Below are 15,681 nucleotides of genomic sequence, written 5' to 3'. Positions count from 1 at the left end.
GGACATGAAAATCGCTTTTATCGGTCTCGGCAACATGGGCGCCCCGATGGCGCGCAACCTGATCAAGGCTGGCCACTCGCTGCGGTTGGTCGATCTGAACAAGACCGTTCTGGCTGAGCTGGAGCAACTGGGCGGCAGCATCAGCGCGTCGGCGCGTGAAGCGGCTCAAGACGCAGAAATGGTGATCACCATGCTACCTGCCGCTGTGCATGTGCGCAGCGTGTGGCTGGGTGAGGACGGCGTGCTCGCCGGTATCGGCAAAGGTGTGCCTGCAGTGGATTGCAGCACCATCGATCCGCAAACCGCGCGCGATGTCGCCGCGGCTGCCGCCAAGCAAGGCGTGGCCATGGCCGATGCGCCGGTGTCTGGCGGGACGGGCGGTGCGGCGGCCGGCACACTGACCTTCATGGTCGGCGCCACGCCTGAACTGTTCGCCACCCTGCAACCAGTGCTGGCGCAAATGGGCCGTAACATTGTTCATTGCGGCGAAGTCGGCACCGGGCAAATCGCCAAGATCTGCAACAACCTGCTGCTGGCGATTTCCATGGTCGGCGTCAGTGAAGCCATGGCGCTGGGCGATGCACTGGGGATCGACACCACGGTGCTGGCCGGGATCATCAACAGTTCCACCGGGCGTTGCTGGAGTTCGGAAATGTATAACCCATGGCCGGGCATCGTCGAAACGGCGCCGGCGTCGCGCGGTTATACCGGCGGCTTTGGTGCAGAACTGATGCTCAAGGATCTGGGACTGGCCACGGAAGCGGCACGTCAGGCGCACCAACCGGTGATGCTCGGCGCGGTGGCCCAGCAGATGTATCAGGCGATGAGCCAGCGTGGAGAGGGAGGTAAAGACTTCTCGGCGATCATCAACAGCTATCGCAAACCCCAATAAGGGGACTTTCCGGGATTGTGGCGAGGGGGCTCGCCACAAGATCGTGTAACGCTATTTGCCGGGAGACCACGTCGGGTGGTCCCCCGGCTTTTTGCATCAGGCAAACACGAAATACTTGCGTACGGTTTCAACCACTTCCCAGGTGCCTTTCATCCCCGGCTCGATGACAAAAATATCGCCGGCACGCAGGTGGATCGGCTCTTTCCCTTCCGGGGTGATGATGCAATAACCTTCGCGGAAATCGCAGTATTCCCACTTCACGTATTCCACGTACCACTTGCCCGGCGTGCAGATCCAGGTGCCCATGATCTTGCTGCCGTCTTCGCTGGTGTAGGCATTGAGGTTGACGGTGTGCGGGTCGCCTTCGAGTTTTTCCCATTTGCAGGCGTCGAGCACCGGCAGTGGGTGGGTATCGCGAAGGACGGTAATCGGTGCGGTCATGTGGACTCCGGGACAGTGGACTAGAGAACTGAAGTCGCACCCTATAGCGCCGATCCCCCGGCCAGTTGTCTGGGGTCGACATTGAGCTGTCCAGAAACGCGCATTGCCCTCAAAGACTTTCCAATGGGCAGTCGGCCCTGGCCTGTTCGAGGTTGGCTTCGAACTCGACCAATTGCTCGTGTTGGAGGGTAAGCGTGGCGATCCGCGCGCTGATTTCGCGCTTCTTGGCATCGATGGCCTGCCGCGCCAATGACCATGGCATTGCCTGTCCCTGATGCCCGGCAAAAATCGCCTGCAACTCCTTGAGCCGGAAACCCAGTTGTTGAGCGCACTTGATGAAAATCAGCAGGTCGATGCTTGGCTGGTCATAGACGCGGTATTTGCCTTGCCGCTGAGCGGCAGGCAGCAGGCCGATCGACTCGTAATGGCGGATGCTCTTGATCGTCGTTCCGGATCGTTGAGCGGCTTGGCCGATGTACATGAAAAGTCCTTTTTCTCAGTGGTGACGCCTGGCGCATTATCGGCACACTCAACGGCGCGCGATAGCCTCGGCTTGCCGCAACCAGGTTTCACGCTGACCGTCGCTTGCACCAAGAATCGGGCCGAACGTCAACGTGCGCCGAGGTTCGATACCGCAGAAGGCGAGGGTGGTCTTGCGGATCTGGTGCAACCCGGGCATGCGATAGACCCAGCGGTAATACCAGGGTGGCGTGTCCATGGTCACCAGTAAATGCGCGCTGCGACCGCGCAGGAGTTTGTCGGGAAAGGCTTTGCCTTCGCGGTATTTGAAGGCAAAGCCTGGCAGGAACACCCGATCAAAAAAGCCCTTGAGCAGGGCCGGAATTCCGCCCCACCAGATCGGATAGACCAGCGTCAGTTGCTCGGCCCACAGAATATCCGCCTGGGCGTGGCGCAAGTCACGCTCCAGTGGCTGGACCTGTTGATAACCTTCACGCAGCACCGGATCGAAATTCATTCGACCCAAAAAGAGCTGGCGCACCTCATGCCCGGCGCGCAACGCCGACTGTACATAGCGCTCCGCCAGTGCGGCGCAGAAGCTGTTGCTCGAGGGATGGCCGAGAATCACCAGAATTCGCTTGCCCATCGTCTCTGTCCTTGAAGATGAAAACTCAAGGGTAAAGTCTGCCCCTCAGGGGAGAGTCAAGGCGTGCAGCAGCGCCTTGGCATAACCGGGCAGCGCCGCAAAGTCCCGGGCACAGAGCAAGAGTTTGCGCCGGGCCCAAGGTTCTTGCAGGGCGAGGCTCTTGAAGGGGCGTTCACCCGACAAGCGCTCGACGGCAGCCAAGGGCACGATGGCCAGCCCGGCGCTTCGCGCGACCATGCGCATCACGCCATCGAAGCCGTCGGCGCGGATGCGAATCTGCAGGCGTGCGCCAGCGTGCAGCGCCTGTTCGTCCAGGTACACCGCCAGTGCGCTGTTGGCGTTAAGGCCGACGTAGTCGTGGCGCAAGGTGTCGCTGAAACTCAGCGTTCCGGCCTCTGCCAATGGGTGATCGCGGGGCATGATCAGCACCAGTGGATCGTCGCGAAACGGGCGGGTCTGCAGGCCATCGGTGTCCACGGCGTCGGACACGATGCCCAAGTCTGCCGCACCTTGGCGCAAGGCGTGGGTAATGCGGGCGCTAGGCAGTTCTTGCAGGTCGATGTCGAGGTTGGGATGGGCGCGCAGGAAGTCGGCGAGCAACTCCGGCAGGTATTCGGTGATCGCCGTGGTGTTGCACAAGAGGCGCACCTGACCTTTTACGCCATTGGCGTATTCGGTGAGTTCTTGTTGCATGCGTTCGGCCTGTTGCAGCAGGAGGCGGGCGTGTTGCGCCAAGGCTTTACCGGCAGGAGTGGGCGTGACACCGCGACGGCCACGTTGCAGAAACTCGATACCCAGCGAAGACTCCATGGCGCGGATTCGCGCGCTGGCCGCTGCCAGAGACAGATGACTGCGGGCGGCTCCGGCGGTGATATTGCCGCTGTCGAGGATATGCAGGTAGAGGCGCAGGTCGGTCAGGTCGAAGTGCATTGTCACCGCCTCAGGAGGTTTGTTGTCTGGGCGGACGCCTTCGCGGGCAAGCCCACTCCCACAGGGATCTTCAGTGAATAGAAAATTCATATTCACATCGGCCAACTGTGGGAGCGGGCTTGCCCGCGATGGCGTCAGCGACCGCTGCGAAATTTCCAGCCTCTGTCAAAGCAAGAGGCAGCCTCAGTATATGGCAGATTTTCAAGCGGCCAGTCGAGGCTCACCATAGCCCCATGAATACTCTCGCCGCGTTCTATCAAAACCTCGGCCTTGCCCTTTCGTTATTGGTTATCGCCACCTTCCTGCTGGCCGGTATGATCAAAGGCGTCATCGGGCTCGGCCTGCCCACCATCGCCATGGGCTTGCTCGGCCTGGCTATGGCACCGTCACAGGCTGCTGCATTGTTGATCATCCCGGCGACCCTCACCAATGTCTGGCAGTTGGCATTCGGCGGGCACTTGCGTGGGCTGGTCCAACGCCTGTGGCCGATGCTGCTGGCGATCTTCATCGGCACCGGCGTCGGTACGCTGTGGATTGGCATGGCGGGTGGTCATTGGGTGGTGCGGGGTTTAGGCGCTGCGTTGTTGCTCTACGCGTTGAGCGGTTTATTCCTGCCGACCTTGCGCATCGATGGCCCAGGCGAGCGCTGGCTTGGCCCGCTGTGCGGACTGGTGACGGGCGTCATCACCTCGGCCACCGGCGTCTTCGTAATTCCCGGCAGTGCCGTATCTGCAAGCCCTCGGCTTGACCCGGGATGAACTGGTGCAGGCGCTGGGGCTGTCGTTCACCGTTTCGACGCTCGCGCTGGCTGGCGGCCTGTTTTGGCGCGGCGCTTTGGGGGGCGGCGAATTGAGTGCGTCGCTGCTGGCGCTGATCCCCGCAGTGCTCGGCATGTTACTGGGCCAATGGCTGCGCCAGCGGATCAGCGCCGTGCTGTTCAAGCGAGTGTTCTTCATTGGCCTCGGTCTGCTCGGCGGCCACTTGCTGATCAGCGGGTAGCAGACGACGGGCTGAGCATGTCGATGGCGCGGATATCGAAATCCCGTTCCAGGTACTCCATGCGCATCTCCCGGAACTGCGCCATGTGCGGCAGGTTCGAGTGCACATCGAGGTCGGCCTGGGACTGCCAGATCTCATAGAAGATAAACAGCGTCGGGTCCTGTTTATCGCGCAGCATGTGGTACTCGATGCAGCCAGGCTCGGCGCGACTTGCCTCTACATAACCGCTGAAAAACGCTTCGAAGGCGTCGGATTTTTCCGGGCGGGTCTTGGCGTGCAGGATAAAACCTTGCAAATCACTCATCAAAAAAACTCATGAAGTCAGAATCGGCCGCAAGTCTACGGCAACAATTGCTGGTCGATTCGTGCGTGTGGGTCAAATGAATTTTGCCCATTGGCCGCTTACTCCGCGCGAGGCAGATCGCTAACCTGCCGCCATCCAATTTCTGACCCTTATGAGACCTTTCATGAAAAAAGTCCTGTTGCTCAATGGCGGCAAAAAATTCGCCCACTCCGATGGCCGCTATAACACCACCCTGCACGACACTGCGCTGAGCGTGCTGGATCGCGGCGGTCTGGACGTGAAAACCACGTTCATCGACGAGGGTTACGACGTCGCCGAAGAAGTCGCCAAATTCCTCTGGGCCGACGTGATCATTTATCAGATGCCCGGCTGGTGGATGGGCGCGCCGTGGACCGTCAAGAAGTACATCGACGAAGTCTTCACCGAAGGTCACGGCAGTCTCTACGCCAGTGACGGCCGCACCCGTTCCGACGCCTCGCAAAAATACGGCAGCGGTGGTCTGGTGCACGGCAAGCAATACATGTTGTCGCTGACCTGGAACGCGCCGCAGCAAGCCTTCGACGACCCGACCGACTTCTTCGAAGCCAAGGGCGTGGATGCGGTGTACTTCCCGTTCCACAAGGCCAACGAGTTCCTCGGCATGACCGGCCTGCCGACGTTCCTGTGTGTCGACGTCATGAAACGCCCGAACATCGAAGCCGATGTCGCACGCTATGAGCAGCATTTGACCGAGGTGTTCGGTCTGCCAGCGTAAGGTTCCTTTTGCCCCGCATCCAGCTACTATCAAGCCAGTTTTTGAATGAGGGGCATCCGTGAAAGCCAGATCCGATGAATTGCAGATTTTCGTCTGCGTGATTGAGTGCGGGTCTATTTCCGCTGCGGCCGAACAGGTCGGGCAAACGCCTTCGGCGGTCAGCCGCACGCTGTCGCGGCTGGAGGCCAAGCTTGATACCACGCTGATCAACCGCACTACGCGGCGCATGGACCTGACCGAGGAAGGCAAGTATTTCTTCGAGCACGCCAAGCTGATTCTCGATCAGATGGACGAACTTGAAGAACGCCTCAATTCCCGTCAACAAACCCCGTCCGGGCGCCTGCGGATCAACGCGGCATCACCGTTCATGCTGCACGCCATCGTGCCGTACATCGATGAGTTTCGCAGGCTCTACCCCGACATCCAGCTTGAACTCAACAGCAACGACTTGATCATCGACTTGCTCGAACAAAGCACCGACATTGCCATCCGCATCGGCACGCTGGCCGACTCGACCTTGCACGCCCGCTCGCTGGGTTGCAGCCCGCTGCACATCGTTGCCAGCCCTGCTTACCTTGAGCAACACGGCACGCCCAAGACTGTCGAGGAATTGAGCGGGCACTCATTGCTGGGCTTTACCCACAACGAAGGCCTCAACCACTGGCCGTTGCGCTATGTGCATGGTGATCGCTGGCCGATTGAGGCGGCGATCGGCGCATCCAGCGGTGAGACGGTCCGGCAACTGGCGCTGGAAGGCCAGGGCATTGCCAGCCTCTCGCATTTCATGACCATCGAGGACATTCGTGCCGGGCGCTTGAAAGTGCTGCTGGCCGAGTTCAACAGCGGCTACCGTCAGCCGATCAACGCGGTGTACTACCGAAACTCGCAACTGGCCTTGCGGATTCAGTGTTTCCTGGACTTTATCCAGGGCAAGTTGGCGGTCTACGCGAGTTCGGACTTCAAGGGCTGATTCGTGATTCCTGCGCAAGAGTGAATTGGGTCAACAGGGATTTTTCGCCTGCGATCAGTCCCTGATACTCGTTGCATCACTTATTAACGCAGGGAGTTTCTCCATGAACGTATTCGTTACCGGCGCTGCTGGTTTCATCGGCGGCTCTATTGCCACCGGTCTGGTCCGGGCTGGCCACAAGGTCACCGGCCTGGTTCGCAGCGAAGAACAAGCCAATGAGCTGAGCGCACTGGGCATCACGCCGGTGATCGGTACGCTTGACGACAGCGCGCTATTGGCCGAACAAGCCCGGGCTGCCGACGCCGTCATCAATGCCGCCAGCAGCGACCATCGCGGCGCAGTCGAGGCCTTGCTCAATGCCTTGCGCGGTTCCAACAAAGTGTTCCTGCACACCAGCGGCTCGAGCATCGTCGGCGATGCGTCGGGCGGCAAATCCAGCGACGTCATCTACTTCGAGGACAACCTGCCGGAACCGACCGTCGACAAGGCCGCTCGTGTAGCCATCGATAACCTGATTCTTGCTGCCGCAAAAGACGGTGTGAACTCGGCGGTGATCTGCAACACCCTGATCTACGGCCACAGCCTGGGGGTCAATCGCGACAGCGTGCAACTGCCACGTTTGCTGAAACAGGCGCGCAAAAGTGGCGTGGTGCGGCATGTTGGCACTGGCCAGAACATCTGGTCCAACGTGCACATTGAAGATGTAGTGTGCGTTTACCTGCTGGCGCTGACCAAGAATGTACCGGGCACGTTCTACTTCGTTGAAAGCGGTGAGGCGTCGTTCATCGACATGACCACCGCCATGGCGCAGGCCTTGAAACTGGACGCGCCACAAGACTGGCCGCTCAAGGATGCCGAAGCCGAGTGGGGTTATGAAATGGCCAACTATGGCCTGGGCTCCAACAGCCGGGTGCGTGGCAAGAATGCCCGTGAATTGCTGGGTTGGGCGCCGAAGCGGACGTCGGTGGTTGATTGGATTCGTGACGAGATGGTGTGAGTTCGCTCTAGATCGCGTCATCGTTTATCGCGGGCAAGCCCGCTCCCACAGGTCCTGTGTCGTTCGACGGTTTTGCGGACGACACAATCCCTGTGGGAGCGGGCTTGCCCGCGATTACGGTCTCAGCAGCCCGACAACTGGCCGGGTCGCCCCCAGTTCCGTAACATCCGCTCCCTCTTTTCCTGTTGTGTCTGATCAGCCATGAAATCAAAAAGTCTGCGCGCCGATGTCCTGGCCGGACTCACCACTTCTTTCGCCCTGCTTCCCGAATGCATCGCCTTCGCGCTGGTGGCTCACCTCAACCCGCTGATGGGGCTTTACGGCGCGTTCATCATTTGCACCCTGACCGCGCTTTTCGGCGGACGCCCGGGCATGGTCTCCGGTGCGGCCGGATCGATGGCCGTGGTCATCGTTGCCTTGGTGGTGCAGCACGGCGTGCAGTATTTGCTGGCCACGGTGTTGCTGGGCGGATTGATCATGCTGGCGTTCGGGCTGCTCAAGCTCGGAAAACTGGTGCGGATGGTGCCGCATCCGGTGATGCTCGGCTTCGTCAACGGCCTGGCAATCATCATCGCGCTGGCTCAGCTTGAGCATTTCAAGAGCGGTGATGCCTGGCTCAGTGGCGCGCCGCTCTACCTGATGACCGGGCTGGTGGCGCTGACGATGGCGATCGTTTACCTGCTGCCGCGCCTGACGCGTGCGGTGCCACCGGCGCTGGTGGCGATTCTGGGCGTGGGACTGGCGGTGTTTGTGCTCGGCTTGCCGACGCGCACCCTCGGCGACATGGCGCACATCGCTGGCGGCTTGCCGACGTTTGCGCTGCCAGACATTCCGTGGAGCCTGGACACCCTGCGGATCATCGCGCCCTACGCGATTTTGATGGCGCTGGTCGGTCTGCTGGAAACCTTGTTGACCCTGAACCTCACCGACGAGATCACTGAGAGCCGTGGCTTCCCGGATCGCGAATGCGTGGCGCTGGGCGCGGCCAATATGGTCTCCGGTGTATTGGGCGGCATGGGCGGTTGCGCGATGATCGGCCAGACGGTGATCAACCTCAGTTCCGGCGGTCGCGGACGATTGTCCGGGGTGGTGTCCGGGGTGCTGATTCTGTTGTTCATTCTGTTTCTCTCGCCGCTGATCGAGCGCATTCCGTTGGCCGCCCTGGTCGGCGTGATGTTCGTGGTGTCGCAACAGACCTTCGCTTGGGCGTCGTTGCGGGTGCTGAACAAGGTGCCGCTGAACGATGTGTTGGTCATCATCGCTGTCACGGTCATTACCGTGTTCACCGACCTGGCGACTGCCGTGCTCTGCGGGATCATCATTGCTGCGCTCAACTTTGCCTGGCAGCAGGCTCGCGAGCTCTATGCCGACAGTCATCTTGAAGCCGACGGCAGCAAGCTTTATCACCTGCATGGCACGCTGTTCTTCGCCTCGACCACGCCATTTCTCAATCAATTCGATCCCGCCAACGATCCGCCCGTCGTGACGATCGATTGTCGGCACCTGAGCTTTGTCGACTACTCGGCCATCGCCGCGCTGAAGACGCTGCGTGAACGCTACGACAAGGCCGGCAAACACCTGCGTGTGCTGCATTTGTCCGAGCGCTGCAAGAAACTGCTCAAGCGCGCCCGCGAGCATCACGACTGAAGTTGATGTGTGACGAGATCGTTCCCACGCAGAGCGTGGGAACGATCTGCAACGATCAGCATGTAAATTCGCCTATCGGATTTTCATATCTCCCGACCCCGCATACCTCTGCGCGACATCCCTTACCTCTGTACGAAAATTAGTTTCACCTCGTTTGAAAATCACGCCTCGAAATGATTTATGAGTTTCATAACCCATTCGACGTGACCCTTTCGAGGAGTACCGCATGACCCTGTCCTTCGGCTATTGGCTGCTGGTGTACGCCTCCATCGCCATCATTGCGCTGATCGTTCTGATCGCCCGTTACCGACTCAATCCGTTCATTGTCATCACCCTGGTGTCCATCGGCCTGGCCTTGCTGGCCGGGATGCCGGCGTCCGGCGTGGTCGGTGCCTATGAGGCGGGTGTCGGCAAGACCCTGGGGCACATCGCGCTGGTGGTGGCGCTCGGCACGATGCTCGGCAAGATGATGGCCGAGTCCGGCGGCGCCGAGCAGGTGGCGCGAACCCTGATCGACCGGTTCGGCGAGAAGAACGCGCACTGGGCGATGGTCTGCATCGCCTTCCTGGTCGGCCTACCGTTGTTCTTCGAGGTCGGTTTTGTGCTGCTGGTGCCGATTGCCTTTACCGTGGCGCGCCGTGTCGGCGTGTCGATCCTGATGGTCGGTTTGCCGATGGTCGCCGGGCTTTCGGTGGTGCATGCGCTGGTGCCGCCGCACCCGGCGGCGATGCTGGCGGTGCAGGTGTATGGGGCGTCGGTGGGGCAGACGTTGATGTATGCGATTTTGATCGGCATTCCGACGGCGATCATCGCCGGTCCGCTGTACGCCAAGTTCATCGTGCCGCGCATTCAACTGCCGGCGGAAAATCCGCTGGAGCGCCAGTTCCTCGACCGCGAACCGCGTGCCAGCCTGCCAAGCTTCGGCATCACCATGGCGACCATTTTGTTGCCGGTGGTGCTGATGCTGATCGGCGGCTGGGCCAACCTGATCTCCACGCCGGGCAGCGGTTTCAACCAATTCCTGCTGTTCATCGGCAACTCGGTGATCGCCCTGCTGCTGGCGACCTTGCTGAGCTTCTGGACCCTGGGCATCGCCCAAGGCTTCAACCGCGAATCGATCCTCAAGTTCACCAACGAATGCCTGGCACCCACCGCCAGCATCACCTTGCTGGTCGGCGCTGGCGGCGGCTTGAACCGGATTCTGGTGGACGCCGGGGTCACCGACCAGATCGTCAGCCTGGCCCATGAATTTCACCTGTCGCCGCTGATCATGGGCTGGCTGTTCGCCGCACTGATGCGCATCGCCACCGGATCGGCCACGGTGGCCATGACCACTGCCTCGGGGATTGTTGCGCCGGTGGCCATTGGTCTGGGTTATCCGCACCCGGAGCTGTTGGTGCTGGCGACGGGCGCGGGGTCGGTTATCTTTTCCCACGTCAACGACGGTGGTTTCTGGTTGATCAAGGAATACTTCAACATGACCGTCGCCCAGACCTTCAAGACTTGGACCGTGCTCGAAACCATTATTTCGGTGGTGGCGTTCGCGCTGACCGTGGGTCTTTCTTACCTGATTTAGTCGGAGCCGCTCGCCATGGACATCCTCTACCAGATACGCGCCCGTCAGGATTCCTTCAGCGCCGGCGAAGGACGCATCGCTCGGCTGTTGCTCGACGACGTGGGATTTGCCTCCGCTGCCAGCCTCGACGAGCTGGCGCTGAGAGCGGAAGTCAGCACTGCCACGCTGTCGCGTTTTGCCCGTACGGTGGGTTGCCGCGACTTGCGCGACTTACGCCTGCAACTGGCTCAGGCCAGCGGCGTTGGCAGTCGTTTTCTCGACCCGGCAGGGAAGCCCGAGCAGTCGGCGTTTTATGGGCAGATCGTCGGCGATATCGAATCGACGTTGCGCCAGCATTTATCAGCATTCGACGAGTCGCGCTTCGCCGATGCGGTGAAACTGTTGGGCAAGGCGCGGATGATTCATGCGTTCGGCATGGGCGGTTGCTCGACCTTGTGCAGCGACGAACTGCAGGTGCGGCTGGTGCGATTCGGCTACCCGATTGCGGTGTGCCACGACCCGGTGATGATGCGCGTCACCGCCGCCAGCCTCGATGCCGAACGCGCGGTGATTGCCTGCTCGCTGACCGGCATCACCCCCGAACTGATCGAGGCCGTCGAACTGGCCCGCAACTATGGCGCCCGCATTGTCGCCATCACCCGCGCCGATTCGCCACTGGCGCAATTGGCCGATGTGCTGCTGCCACTGCAAGGCGTTGAAACCTCGTTTATCTACAAACCCACGGCGGCGCGCTACGGCATGCTGCTGGCTATCGACGTGCTCGCCACCGAGCTGGCGCTGGCCAATCCTGAAGACAATCAAGAACGTCTGCGGCGGATAAAACTCGCCCTGGACGATTACCGCGGCGGCGACGATCACTTGCCGTTGGGAGACTGACATGATGTACGACACGCTGATTCGCAACGCCCTGATCATCGACGGCAGCAACGCCCCCGGATATCCCGCCGACGTGGCGATTCTGAACGGTCGCATCGAGCGCATCGGCGACTTGCACAAGGCTACCGCCACCGAAGAGATCGATGCCGCCGGCCGGGTGCTGGCGCCGGGTTTCATTGATGTGCACACCCACGACGACACCGTGGTGATCCGCCAGCCACAGATGTTGCCCAAGCTCAGCCAGGGCGTGACGACGGTGATCGTCGGCAACTGCGGGATCAGCGCCTCGCCGGTGAGTTTACGCGGTGATCCGCCGGACCCGATGAACTTGCTGGGCACCTCGGCGGCCTTTGTTTATCCGAGGTTCAGCGACTACCGCGCGGCAGTCGAGGCGGCGAACACCACGCTGAACGTCGCCGCACTGGTGGGGCACACGGCGCTTCGCAGCAATCATCTTGACGATCTGATGCGCACCGCCACGCCGGATGAAATTGCTGCGATGCGCGAGCAACTGCGCGAAAGCCTCGAAGCCGGTGCGCTGGGCTTGTCCACCGGCCTGGCTTATGCCAATGCTTTTTCGGCGTCCACCGATGAAGTGATGCAACTGACCGAAGAGCTGAGCGCATTCGGTGCGGTCTACACCACCCATTTGCGCAGCGAATTCGAACCGGTGCTGGAAGCCATGGACGAGGCGTTCCAGATTGGCCGTCATGCCAAATCCCCGGTGATCATTTCCCACCTCAAATGCGCGGGCGCCGGCAACTGGGGGCGCAGCCCGCAACTGTTGGCGTCCCTTGAGCACGCCGCGAAAACCCACCCGGTGGGCTGCGATTGCTACCCCTACGCGGCAAGTTCTTCGACCCTGGACCTCAAGCAAGTCACCGACGCCCATCGCATCACCATCACCTGGTCCACGCCACACCCGGAACTGGGCGGCCGCGACTTGATGGACATCGCCGCCGAATGGGGCGTGCCGTTGCTCGAAGCCGCTCGCCGACTGCAACCGGCCGGTGCGGTGTATTACGGCATGGACGAGTCCGATGTACGAAAAATCCTCGCGCATCCGCTGTCGATGGTCGGGTCTGACGGATTGCCGGAGGACCCGTTTCCGCATCCACGCTTATGGGGCGCATTCCCACGCGTCCTCGGACATTTCAGTCGCGATGTCGGGCTGTTTCCGCTGCACACCGCCGTGCACAAAATGACCGGATTGTCGGCGGCACGATTTGGCCTGAAGGAGCGGGGCGAAATTCGTGAAGGGCATTGGGCCGACCTGGTGTTGTTTGACCCAGTGACCATTCGTGATGTGGCGGACTTCAATGATCCGCAACGGGCGGCCGAAGGGATTGATGGCGTGTGGATCAACGGCGTGTTGAGTTACAGCGAAGGGCAGGCAAACGGTAGAAGGGAAGGGCGGTTTCTGGCGCGGGAAGGGGATTTGCGCACAGGGTTTCTTTGAAATGCATCACAGTGATGGCACATTGCAATTAAAGAAAGCCATCGCCAAGCCGAAGCGCTGACACTAGCCCAGCTACACTCTGGGCCTTTCCAGTCTGGGAGCAACTTCATGAGCTTCGGCAAAACCACCCCGATCCTGCGAATTTTCGATGAATCCAAGGCATTGGAGTTCTACGTCGACTTCCTGGGGTTCAGGGTTGACTGGCAGCACCGTTTTGAGCCGAATTTGCCGCTGTACCTGCAAGTCTCCCGTGGCGAATGCGTGTTGCACTTGTCGGAGCATCACGGCGACGGCACGCCAGGCTCGGCGCTGCGTATTGAGACGGATGAACTGGAAGCGTTCCAGCAGCAACTGCTGGCCAAGGAATACACGTTTTCGCGCCCGCAGATTCAGGCCATGCCGTGGGGTAGCCAGGACATGACCATCGCCGACCCGTTCGGCAATCGGTTGGTGTTTACCACTGCGATCAGTGTTTAGGAGGGGTGGCGAATGCGCGACCATGGCTGACCCGAAGTTGCAGTTGTTCGTCCGATAGCCATCGCGGGCAAGCCCGCTCCCACAGGTTACTCATTGAACTTGTGGGAGCGGGCTTGCCCGCGAATGGATCTATCGTTCACCGCAGAGTGAACATCAAACCCGGAAGTGACTCACCATCTGCTGCAACTGGCTACCCAACCGCGCCAGTTCAACACTGGACGCAGCGGTTTCGTCGCTGGCGGCGGCAGTCTGTTCCGACACGTCGCGCACGTTGATGATGCTGCGGCTGATTTCTTCAGCCACGGCGCTTTGCTGCTCGGCAGCGGCGGCGATCTGCTGGTTCATCGACTGGATGTTGGACACCGTGCGGGTGATGTTTTCCAGTGACACACCGGCCTTGCGGGTCAGGGCGACGCTGCTGTCGGTGAGGGCGCGGCTGTTGTTCATCACCGCCGACACTTGTTGAGTGCCGTTCTGCAGACCGGCCACCAGACCTTCGATTTCTTCAGTGGATTTTTGGGTGCGCTGAGCCAGGCCCCGGACTTCGTCAGCCACCACCGCAAAACCACGACCGGCTTCACCGGCACGCGCCGCTTCGATCGCGGCGTTGAGTGCCAGCAGGTTGGTTTGTTCGGCCACGGCTTTGATCACGTCCATCACGCTGCCGATCTTGTCGCTTTCCTGTTGCAGCACGCTCATGGCTTCGGTCGAACGCGCCACTTCAGTGGCCAGACGTTCGATCTGGGCAATGGCTTCGTTGACCACTTTGTCGCCTTCGCGAGCTTCACCGTCAGCAGCGGCTGCGGCTTGGGACGCTTGCTCGGCGTTACGCGCGACTTCCTGCACGGTGGCGGTCATCTCGTGCATGGCCGTGGCCACCTGATCGGTCTCGATCTTCTGGCTGTTGACTCCGGCGCTGGTTTGCTCAGTCACGGCAGACAATTCTTCAGCGGCGCTGGCGATCTGGGTGACGCCGTCGCGGATACCGCTGATCAAGTCACGCAGGGTTACGCCCATGCGCGCGATACCTTGCTGCAACACGCCGAGTTCGTCGCGGCGAGTCACTTTGACGTCTTGGGAGAGATCGCCACTGGCGATGCGTTCGACCACGGCCAGGGTGTCGCGCAGGGGGCCGGTGATCTGACGCGTAATGATCACCGCCGCAATGATGCCCACCAACAGCGCCAGCAACGTGCTGATCAGTTGCAACGTGCGCGCCTGGGCGCTTTCGGCATCGCGGCGATCAAGTTGGATCTGATACAGCTGATCGCTCAGGGTCACGATAGCGGCGCCCTGATCGGTCATTTCCTTGCGTGCCTGCACGGCGTCGGAGTTGGCCGCTTTATAAGCCTGCAACGCGCTGCGGTAGTTGCTCAGCGCGGTTTCCAGCTGACGCAGGGCGTCTTGCTGGGTGTCGGCAAAATGCACGTTGAGCTGTTTGAGACTGGCAATGGCCGCGTCCAGCTGGCTGATGGCTTTTTGTTCGGTCTCGGCGTTGGAGCTCGCGGTGTAACCGCGTACTTCGTAGCGGGCCAGGATGAACGCTTCCTTGGCGGCGGTGATGGCCTGGAATTGTTCGAAGCGCTGATCACTCAGGGGCATCTGCTGCACAGCCGTGTTGATGGATTCGATCAGCGTGCCGGCGGTTGCAGCGTTGGCTCCCATCGCGTCGCGTGCGCTGTTGCCGGTGCGGTAGGCGCTGCGCATTTTGTTCAGCGACGTTTTGTAGGCGTCGATGTAAGTGCCTTGCTCTTTGAGCAGCTTGAGGTTTTCCGGGCTCTTGAAGGTCGACAGCAGCGATTGTTGCTGAGCGGAAAAGGCGTCAAGGGTGGTCTGAACGGTCTGAGCGGCGGTTTCATCGCCGTTGGTCAGCATGTATTGCAGGCGAACCACCCGAAGCTTGGTCAGGCCGGCGTTGAGCTGGGTGATGTCGCTCATCCAGTTGCTGCGGTCAATCAGCCCGCCCAGGCTCGTCCAGCCGGTCAGGGCCAGCACGCAGGTCAATGCCAGGACCAGGCCGAATCCCAGGCCCAGTTTCATGTTCACGCTGATGTTGCCGAACCAGCTATTCATCAAATTCCTCCAGGAACGTTGCGCTGTCGATCGTCGGTTGGCTGGAAGATTGTTGTTTTTAGGCGCCAGCAAGGGGTGTAGCAGGACTGTATCGGCAGCAATTGCGAGAGCTGAAAGGTTTTTGTGGGCGGATTCGGTAACAAGTTTTTTTGAGACTTAAGCTTTTTTTCACAAAGGTTTC

Annotated in this window: 14 protein-coding genes and 3 pseudogenes; 10 read left to right on the top strand and 7 right to left on the bottom strand. The window is 60.6% G+C overall.

The genetic code is table 11. The features are described from left to right. Positions 1-4 precede the first annotated feature (4 nt). Positions 5-892, top strand: a complete 888-nt coding sequence (gene mmsB, locus BLQ41_RS01125) for a 3-hydroxyisobutyrate dehydrogenase (protein ID WP_090175834.1) — start codon at positions 5-7, stop codon at positions 890-892. Positions 893-988: 96 nt separating this feature from the next. Here mmsB and BLQ41_RS01120 read toward each other — a convergent pair whose 3' ends face one another. From BLQ41_RS01120 to BLQ41_RS01105, 4 genes are all read right to left on the bottom strand, one after another. After that, positions 989-1,333, bottom strand: coding sequence for a cupin domain-containing protein (locus BLQ41_RS01120; protein ID WP_007946320.1), 345 nt, complete (start codon positions 1,331-1,333; stop codon positions 989-991). A 109-nt stretch (positions 1,334-1,442) separates the two neighbouring features. Continuing rightward, positions 1,443-1,814, bottom strand: a complete 372-nt coding sequence (locus BLQ41_RS01115) for a MerR family transcriptional regulator (RefSeq protein WP_090175831.1) — start codon at positions 1,812-1,814, stop codon at positions 1,443-1,445. A gap of 48 nt (positions 1,815-1,862) precedes the next feature. Next, positions 1,863-2,438, bottom strand: a complete 576-nt coding sequence (locus BLQ41_RS01110) for an NAD(P)H-dependent oxidoreductase (protein ID WP_090175829.1) — start codon at positions 2,436-2,438, stop codon at positions 1,863-1,865. A 45-nt stretch (positions 2,439-2,483) separates the two neighbouring features. Then, positions 2,484-3,368 carry a LysR substrate-binding domain-containing protein gene (locus BLQ41_RS01105; RefSeq protein WP_090175827.1) on the bottom strand — a complete coding sequence of 295 codons (885 nt, stop codon included), beginning with the start codon at positions 3,366-3,368 and terminating at the stop codon, positions 2,484-2,486. 233 nt (positions 3,369-3,601) lie between these two features. On the opposite strand from BLQ41_RS01105, the pseudogene BLQ41_RS01100 reads away from it, so the two are divergent. After that, a pseudogene (locus BLQ41_RS01100) lies at positions 3,602-4,367 on the top strand (sulfite exporter TauE/SafE family protein). Here BLQ41_RS01100 and BLQ41_RS01095 read toward each other — a convergent pair. Beyond that, complete coding sequence (locus BLQ41_RS01095; protein ID WP_090175825.1) at positions 4,357-4,671, bottom strand: putative quinol monooxygenase; 315 nt, start codon at positions 4,669-4,671, stop codon at positions 4,357-4,359. The pseudogene BLQ41_RS01100 and the gene BLQ41_RS01095 overlap by 11 nt on opposite strands. A gap of 163 nt (positions 4,672-4,834) precedes the next feature. Between BLQ41_RS01095 and BLQ41_RS01090 the strand changes: the two genes are divergently transcribed. From BLQ41_RS01090 to BLQ41_RS01055, 8 genes are all read left to right on the top strand, one after another. Beyond that, positions 4,835-5,425 carry an NAD(P)H-dependent oxidoreductase gene (locus BLQ41_RS01090; RefSeq protein ID WP_090175823.1) on the top strand — a complete coding sequence of 197 codons (591 nt, stop codon included), beginning with the start codon at positions 4,835-4,837 and terminating at the stop codon, positions 5,423-5,425. A gap of 58 nt (positions 5,426-5,483) precedes the next feature. Continuing rightward, the gene (locus tag BLQ41_RS01085; protein WP_090175821.1) at positions 5,484-6,395 is read left to right on the top strand and encodes a LysR family transcriptional regulator; all 912 of its coding nucleotides are present in this window, start codon (positions 5,484-5,486) and stop codon (positions 6,393-6,395) included. A gap of 103 nt (positions 6,396-6,498) precedes the next feature. Further along, positions 6,499-7,392 carry an NAD-dependent epimerase/dehydratase family protein gene (locus tag BLQ41_RS01080; RefSeq protein ID WP_090175819.1) on the top strand — a complete coding sequence of 298 codons (894 nt, stop codon included), beginning with the start codon at positions 6,499-6,501 and terminating at the stop codon, positions 7,390-7,392. Positions 7,393-7,593: 201 nt separating this feature from the next. Continuing rightward, positions 7,594-9,039 (top strand): SulP family inorganic anion transporter, encoded by a 1,446-nt coding sequence (locus BLQ41_RS01075; RefSeq protein ID WP_090175817.1) that lies wholly within the window; start codon positions 7,594-7,596, stop codon positions 9,037-9,039. 226 nt (positions 9,040-9,265) lie between these two features. Next, entirely contained in the window at positions 9,266-10,615 is a 1,350-nt protein-coding gene (locus BLQ41_RS01070; RefSeq protein WP_090175815.1) for a GntT/GntP/DsdX family permease, read from the top strand. A 15-nt stretch (positions 10,616-10,630) separates the two neighbouring features. Continuing rightward, positions 10,631-11,491, top strand: coding sequence for a MurR/RpiR family transcriptional regulator (locus BLQ41_RS01065; RefSeq protein ID WP_090175813.1), 861 nt, complete (start codon positions 10,631-10,633; stop codon positions 11,489-11,491). A gap of 1 nt (position 11,492) precedes the next feature. Next, on the top strand, positions 11,493-12,950 hold the full coding sequence (locus BLQ41_RS01060) for an N-acyl-D-amino-acid deacylase family protein (RefSeq protein ID WP_090175810.1): 1,458 nt from the start codon (positions 11,493-11,495) through the stop codon (positions 12,948-12,950). Between the two features lie 108 nt (positions 12,951-13,058). Continuing rightward, complete coding sequence (locus BLQ41_RS01055; RefSeq protein ID WP_090175808.1) at positions 13,059-13,427, top strand: glyoxalase superfamily protein; 369 nt, start codon at positions 13,059-13,061, stop codon at positions 13,425-13,427. A gap of 153 nt (positions 13,428-13,580) precedes the next feature. Here the strand turns inward: BLQ41_RS01055 and BLQ41_RS31265 are convergent. After that, a pseudogene (locus tag BLQ41_RS31265) lies at positions 13,581-14,177 on the bottom strand (methyl-accepting chemotaxis protein); the annotation flags it as partial. Between the two features lie 309 nt (positions 14,178-14,486). After that, positions 14,487-15,467, bottom strand: a pseudogene (locus tag BLQ41_RS31260) (methyl-accepting chemotaxis protein); the annotation flags it as partial. Positions 15,468-15,681 lie beyond the last annotated feature (214 nt).

Source organism: Pseudomonas arsenicoxydans (genome assembly GCF_900103875.1).
Taxonomy (GTDB): domain Bacteria; phylum Pseudomonadota; class Gammaproteobacteria; order Pseudomonadales; family Pseudomonadaceae; genus Aquipseudomonas; species Aquipseudomonas arsenicoxydans.
Note: the sequence above shows the minus strand (reverse complement) of the source record. Positions and strands in the feature narration are given on the sequence as shown.

Coding starts and splice junctions, on each gene's coding strand:
- BLQ41_RS01080 (WP_090175819.1), top strand. CDS start 6,499: ATGAACGTATTCGTTACCGGCGCTGCTGGTTTCATCGGCGGCTCTATT.
- BLQ41_RS01055 (WP_090175808.1), top strand. CDS start 13,059: ATGAGCTTCGGCAAAACCACCCCGATCCTGCGAATTTTCGATGAATCC.
- BLQ41_RS01120 (WP_007946320.1), bottom strand. CDS start 1,333: ATGACCGCACCGATTACCGTCCTTCGCGATACCCACCCACTGCCGGTG.
- BLQ41_RS01060 (WP_090175810.1), top strand. CDS start 11,493: ATGATGTACGACACGCTGATTCGCAACGCCCTGATCATCGACGGCAGC.
- BLQ41_RS01075 (WP_090175817.1), top strand. CDS start 7,594: ATGAAATCAAAAAGTCTGCGCGCCGATGTCCTGGCCGGACTCACCACT.
- BLQ41_RS01095 (WP_090175825.1), bottom strand. CDS start 4,671: ATGAGTGATTTGCAAGGTTTTATCCTGCACGCCAAGACCCGCCCGGAA.
- BLQ41_RS01115 (WP_090175831.1), bottom strand. CDS start 1,814: ATGTACATCGGCCAAGCCGCTCAACGATCCGGAACGACGATCAAGAGC.
- BLQ41_RS01110 (WP_090175829.1), bottom strand. CDS start 2,438: ATGGGCAAGCGAATTCTGGTGATTCTCGGCCATCCCTCGAGCAACAGC.
- BLQ41_RS01105 (WP_090175827.1), bottom strand. CDS start 3,368: ATGCACTTCGACCTGACCGACCTGCGCCTCTACCTGCATATCCTCGAC.
- BLQ41_RS01070 (WP_090175815.1), top strand. CDS start 9,266: ATGACCCTGTCCTTCGGCTATTGGCTGCTGGTGTACGCCTCCATCGCC.
- mmsB (WP_090175834.1), top strand. CDS start 5: ATGAAAATCGCTTTTATCGGTCTCGGCAACATGGGCGCCCCGATGGCG.
- BLQ41_RS01090 (WP_090175823.1), top strand. CDS start 4,835: ATGAAAAAAGTCCTGTTGCTCAATGGCGGCAAAAAATTCGCCCACTCC.
- BLQ41_RS01065 (WP_090175813.1), top strand. CDS start 10,631: ATGGACATCCTCTACCAGATACGCGCCCGTCAGGATTCCTTCAGCGCC.